Annotated in this window: 1 protein-coding gene and 1 pseudogene; both read left to right on the top strand. The window is 41.9% G+C overall.

Translation table 11 applies throughout. From position 1 onward, the window contains the following. Window positions 1-17 precede the first annotated feature (17 nt). Window positions 18-2,303, top strand: a complete 2,286-nt coding sequence (locus H1P_RS32645; RefSeq protein ID WP_144875552.1) for a heavy metal translocating P-type ATPase — start codon at window positions 18-20, stop codon at window positions 2,301-2,303. Between the two features lie 19 nt (window positions 2,304-2,322). Then, window positions 2,323-2,514: pseudogene (locus H1P_RS36945) on the top strand (hypothetical protein); the annotation flags it as partial.

Below are 2,514 nucleotides of genomic sequence, written 5' to 3'. Positions count from 1 at the left end.
CGCTTCAGTTATCAATCATGAATTCAACTTCTACCAAAAATTTAGAGAGTGCCAATCTCAAACTCAGGGGCATGAGTTGTGCTTCTTGTGCCATTCGTATAGAGGAGGCAATTAAAAATGTACCTGGGGTAGCCGAATGTAATGTTAACTTCGGTGCAGAACAAGCTGCCATTAAATATAATCCGCGCCAAACCAGTATTGCGGATATCCAAGATGCGGTAGAGGAAGCAGGGTACTCGGCTTATTCTCTTCAAGAACAAGCAATGTTGATAGGAGAGGATGACCAAGAACAAGCTGCCCGAAAAGCCGAATCCCGTGATTTAATTTGCAAAGTAATTGTTGGTGGAGTAATTAGCGTCATTTTAGTTATTGGTTCATTACCAATGATGACAGGGCTAGAACTCCCCTTTATTCCTGCATGGTTGCATAACCCCTGGTTGCAACTGATTCTGACCGCTCCCGTACAGTTTTGGTGCGGTTATGGTTTTTATATCCATTCATGGAAAGCTTTTAAGCGTCACGCTGCCACAATGGATACTTTAATCGCACTAGGTACGAGTGCAGCATTCTTTTATTCTTTATTTGCTACTGTTTTTCCCAACTTCTTTCTCAACCAGGGCTTGATGCCAGAAGTTTACTACGAAATCGCAGCTGTAGTGGTTACGATGATTTTACTTGGAGAGTGGTTTGAGAATCGGGCAAAAGGACAAACTTCAGAGGCGATTCGGCAACTGATGGGTTTACAGCCTAGGGATGCCAGAGTAATTCGCAATGGTCAAGAAATAGACGTTCCCATTAACGAAGTACAGATTGACGACGTTATCTTAGTACGCCCTGGGGAAAAGATTCCCGTAGATGGAGAAATAATTAGCGGAAGTTCCACTATTGATGAAGCGATGGTAACGGGGGAAAGTATTCCCGTTAAAAAACATCCTGGGGATGAAGTAATTGGCGCGACAATTAATAAGACAGGTAGTTTTAAATTCAAAGCCACTAGAGTCGGCACAGATACGGTATTAGCGCAGATAGTTAAGCTAGTTCAAGATGCCCAAGGCTCAAAAGCACCCATTCAAAGACTAGCTGACAAAGTTATAGGTTGGTTTGTTCCCGTAGTAATTGCGATCGCCATTGCAACTTTTGTGCTGTGGTTTACCATCATGGGTAATATTTCCCTGGCTTTAATTACTACTGTTGGGGTGTTAATTATTGCCTGTCCCTGTGCTTTGGGTTTAGCTACTCCCACCTCAGTAATGGTAGGTACTGGTCAAGGTGCAGAAAACGGTATTTTAATTAAAGGTGCAGAAAGTTTAGAACTCGCTCATAAAATACAAACCATCGTCCTCGATAAAACAGGTACGATTACCCAAGGAAAACCTACTGTTACTAATTACATTACAGTAAAAGGAATTACCGACGGTGCAGAATTAAAATTATTGCGTTTAGTCGCAGCAGTAGAACGTAATTCCGAACATCCTCTAGCTGAAGCAGTAGTAAAATACGCTCAGTCACAAGATTTACATCTTGTGGAGGCTCAGGAGTTTGAAGCAGTAGCAGGTAGTGGAGTACAGGGTATAGTTTCAGATCGCTCGATACAAATTGGTACTCAACGCTGGATGTCTGAATTAGGTATCAAAACCACTGCTTTACAGTCACAAAAAGACACTTGGGAAGCTGAAGGAAAAACTGTAGTTTTAATTGCTGTAGATGACGAACTAGAAGGAATTATGGGTATTGCGGATGCGATTAAACCTTCTTCCCCCGCAGCAGTTAGGGCATTGCGTAACTTAGATTTAGAAGTGGTGATGCTGACAGGGGACAATCAGAAAACCGCAGAAGCGATCGCCCGTGAAGTTGGTATAGTTAGAGTAGAAGCGGAAGTCCGTCCCGACCAAAAAGCAGCCAAAGTAAAAGAATTACAGCAGTTAGGAAAAATAGTCGCAATGGTAGGGGATGGCATTAATGATGCTCCTGCACTGGCTCAAGCGGATGTGGGTATTGCTATAGGTACGGGAACGGATGTAGCGATCGCTGCTAGTGATGTTACCCTCATTTCGGGAGAATTGCAAGGCATTGTTACTGCCATACAGTTAAGTAAAGCAACCATTAACAATATCCGTCAAAATTTGTTTTTCGCCTTTATTTACAACGTTCTTGGTATTCCGATTGCAGCAGGAATTCTCTTTCCTTTCTTTGGCTGGTTGCTCAATCCAATTATTGGTGGAGTAGCAATGGCATTTAGTTCGGTTTCGGTGATAACTAACGCTCTGCGTTTGCGTAATTTTAAGCCCCAAACATTGAGGTAGTGATTAAACAGGAAAGTTGTTGATTTTAAGACTATTCACCGATAAATTTACTGTTGCAAGAGGTCAGATGTTTGATAAAACTAAGATTTACGGAAGCCTTGCTGGATTAGGATTGTTTTTAACTTTAATTACCAATAGCGCAATAGCACAGAAAGAGATAGAAATAGAAATGTCCGCTTCGACTGGGAAGCAAACTAATCAGTTTCAAAAA

The sequence above is a fragment of the Hyella patelloides LEGE 07179 genome (assembly GCF_900659865.1).
GTDB classification, from domain to species: domain Bacteria; phylum Cyanobacteriota; class Cyanobacteriia; order Cyanobacteriales; family Xenococcaceae; genus Hyella; species Hyella patelloides.
This window is presented reverse-complemented; position numbering and strand designations above follow the sequence as displayed.

Coding starts and splice junctions, on each gene's coding strand:
- H1P_RS32645 (WP_144875552.1), top strand. CDS start 18: ATGAATTCAACTTCTACCAAAAATTTAGAGAGTGCCAATCTCAAACTC.